Below are 3,195 nucleotides of genomic sequence, written 5' to 3'. Positions count from 1 at the left end.
TTACGCTCAAAAGAGGCGGTGCATCGTAGATGATGATGTCATAGGCACTTTCAAGACCCTTGATGAGTCCTGCCATCTTGCGCGAGCCTATGAGTTCCGAAGGATTGGGCGGAACAGGGCCGCTTGGCATGACACTCAGATGATCAACTGTTGTCCTGTAGATGAACGAATTTGCAGGTGCATCCTTCTCCGTCAGAAAGTTCGTCAGTCCCTTGGGATCGGAAATGCTGAAAGTTGCGTTCAGGGTAGGGCGCCTGAGGTCTGCGTCAACAAGCAGCGTGTTCTTGCCCTGTCGTGCAAAGGCAACGGCCAGGTTGGCCGAAACGGTCGACTTGCCTTCCGAGGCCATCGATGACGTCAGCATGATTGACTTGAACTGTTCATCGGCACTTGAGAACTCGATGTTCGTGCGGATTGTGTTGAACTGTTCAGTGTTTGCTGAACCGGCCTTGGACACGGTGATCATGCGGACACCATAGTCCATCGTTGTCGTTTCAAGATGCTTCTTTCTTTTCTTAAACAATGACATTTCGTACCTCCACTATCCTAGACGCGACGGCGATGCTGAACTTCGCCATTCTCTGAAGACCCTGCAGCATTCTTCTCGATGATTCTGACCAGGCCGTAATCCTGATTGTCGCTGCTGATATGGTAAATAGCACCGAGATTGGTCAGACCGAGATCCTTGGTCAGGAAGTCAGCGCTCTTGACCGTCGTATCACGCAGTTCCCTGATGACGGCAATGGCGATGCCGATGAGAAGGCCGAGAAGCAGGCCGATTGCCGCATTCTTGACCTTATTTGGTGAAACAGGATTCGTGTTGGCCGTGGCCTTCGTGACAACCGTTACGTTGTCAATCTTCATCATTGTCTTGATCTTTTTTGCAAAGACCTTGCCGATGGTATTGGCAAGATCGGCTGCAGTGTATGCATTCGTGTCGGTCACGGTTACGCTAAGAACCTGCGAACTCGTCTGGTTCGTGATTGTCATTGACTGCTGCAATGAACCGACCGAACCCTGGTAGTTGTCGCGTTCCCTGACTTCCCTGACAACCGGTGCCAGGATGACGGACTTCTGAAGAACGTCCTTGTAGGTGTTGATTGCCTGCAAGTCGGCCTGCTGAGCTGTATACTGCATCTGTGTGTTGTCGGCCTTCTGATTGACCAGGATGTCGATTGTCGAGCTGTACTTTGGAGTCATCAGAATGAATGTCGCAAACAGGGATACGAGTAGCCCCGCCACGCCCCAGATGATGATGCTTACGATACTCTTCCTGACGGCACCAAGCAGCCGGGACAAATCGATGACTGTTTCTTCATTATTGTTGTCGTTCATTTCACTTCTCCTCATATGTAGATTACTCTCACCATTTTAACATAATTCAAGACAGGTGTTTTTCTAATTTACACAGTTATCCAAAAAACAGCAAGTCAAATCATCATTTGTAATATAACTGTAATGTAAGCAGGTAACCGTAACATTTTTCAATTCTTATCAAGTTCCCATAAAAATCATTCTACCACATCATAATGCGGAAAGTAGAGCAAATTTGCCCTAATTTATTTTTACCGTTCATGAATATTATTCAATGCTGCATTTTACTTCACAGTTTTTTCAATTAAGTACAAACTAAAAGCAGTATCATTATAAGTGAGATGAGGTTTGACATCATTCAAGGATTGCGCTTGCAAAAAGGGGTGGTATATATGAAAAAGGGATTGAAGCTCTTCGGAATTCTGCTTGTCTCAAGCTTGATTTCAGGGGCCTGCTCAAATCAGAAAAAAGCTGAGAAAACTTCAAGTGAAAGCGGGAAAACAAGTCTGGTATCGTCAGTCAGGACGAAGAAATCCCAGGAAAAGTCACAGTCATCAAGTTCCGTCAGGAAAGATTCCTCAAGTTCCAATGCCAGTTCAGTTTCCAGCGCTTCTTCCGGTTCCAACGCAACCCCTGAGGCAAAGGAAACACCGGCGTCTTCTCCGACACTGGATTTAAACAACAAGCGATTATTGGAACTTAATGATTCAATAAGAAGTAACTTGGGAAACGTTTTGCTTCCGAGTACAACAGGACTCGATTCGGCACCCGGATATTTGAACATGCGCTGTACCGGTGACTCGAACAACTTCTCCGTTGACTACATTGTCAGCTATAACCCATACGGATTGAATGACGGAGCAGTCAGCGGACATGTGCCTTATGCAACGTTCAGCAAAAAGACTTATGACAGCGAGAGCGCTGCCGCAAACGATGTCCCCTACCAGCCATCAGACAGTTCAAGCGGACTGCCGAAGATCGATCTTGGGCACGGCATCAGCGGCCTGTTGGACTCAGGCGCGGGACAGCGCTACCTGCAATGGAACGAAGGCAGATGGTCATTCGTCGTTCATGCGAGCGCAGTTGCCGGCGAAGATCCGGTCCCGACGGCACAGCATGTCGTTGACCTGCTTGAACGATACTACCTGCCTGCGCCGGACACGAAAGGCGGCGGACAGCTTGAAGCAGCCGCAAGCGAAAACGTGCTGACGTGGAACAAGGGAAACGTCTTGTATGTGTTGAAGGGAAAGAGCATTGACACGCTGGTGAAGATGGCTGCAAGCGTGAAGTAGATGATGTTCCCGAGATTCTGAGGGAACCTGGTGTTGCAGACAGAAAAAACAAATTATCAAGCAAAGACAACACCTGGAGTCCGGTTATGGATTCCAGGTGTTGTTTTGTATATTCACATAAGCATTATTTAATCTAAATATGCAAAAAAATGCAAAAAACGAGATAATATTGTTGAAAAACAAGCTTATAGAACATATTATGGTACTGTATCAACCCAAAGAAGGAGGACAAAAAAATGCTGATTCAATTCACAGTGGAAAATTTCCTGTCCATAAAGGACAAAGTATATCTAAGTCTTGAACCATCCAAGGATACTGAACATCAGGAAAACATCCTGACAAAGGGAAATCACGAAGCAGTCAGCTCCATCGCCATCTACGGTGCAAACGCCTCAGGCAAGAGCAGCCTGTTCAAGGCAATCACCGCTGCACTGATAATGATCAGAAATTCCAATAATGTACAGATTACAGATGAACTTCCAGTAACTCCATTCAAATTTGACTCCGAATCTCAAAACAGACCGACATCATTTGAATTCACATTCATTGCCGAAGACGACCGAAAGTACATCTATGGATTCAGTGCAAC

At 46.5% G+C, this 3,195-nt stretch carries 4 protein-coding genes; 2 read left to right on the top strand and 2 right to left on the bottom strand.

The features are described from left to right. Positions 1-529 (bottom strand): CpsD/CapB family tyrosine-protein kinase (locus V7Z60_RS09505; RefSeq protein WP_334117574.1); only part of this gene is annotated, 529 nt, incomplete at its 3' end. Between the two features lie 17 nt (positions 530-546). Beyond that, entirely contained in the window at positions 547-1,335 is a 789-nt protein-coding gene (locus V7Z60_RS09500) for a YveK family protein (RefSeq protein WP_334117573.1), read from the bottom strand. Positions 1,336-1,706: 371 nt separating this feature from the next. Here V7Z60_RS09500 and V7Z60_RS09495 point away from each other — a divergent pair, with 371 nt between their 5' ends. Both V7Z60_RS09495 and V7Z60_RS09490 read left to right on the top strand, forming a co-directional pair. After that, complete coding sequence (locus tag V7Z60_RS09495) at positions 1,707-2,606, top strand: hypothetical protein (protein WP_334117572.1); 900 nt, start codon at positions 1,707-1,709, stop codon at positions 2,604-2,606. 236 nt (positions 2,607-2,842) lie between these two features. Further along, a partial coding sequence (locus tag V7Z60_RS09490) for an AAA family ATPase (RefSeq protein WP_334117571.1) occupies positions 2,843-3,195 on the top strand: 353 nt, incomplete at its 3' end.

The organism is Ligilactobacillus sp. (genome assembly GCF_036846325.1).
Lineage (GTDB): Bacteria > Bacillota > Bacilli > Lactobacillales > Lactobacillaceae > Ligilactobacillus.
Note: the sequence above shows the minus strand (reverse complement) of the source record. Positions and strands in the feature narration are given on the sequence as shown.

What these genes read in the sequence shown, in the direction of transcription:
- V7Z60_RS09495 (WP_334117572.1), top strand. Translation starts at nt 1,707, where the DNA reads ATGAAAAAGGGATTGAAGCTCTTCGGAATTCTGCTTGTCTCAAGCTTG.
- V7Z60_RS09500 (WP_334117573.1), bottom strand. Translation starts at nt 1,335, where the DNA reads ATGAACGACAACAATAATGAAGAAACAGTCATCGATTTGTCCCGGCTG.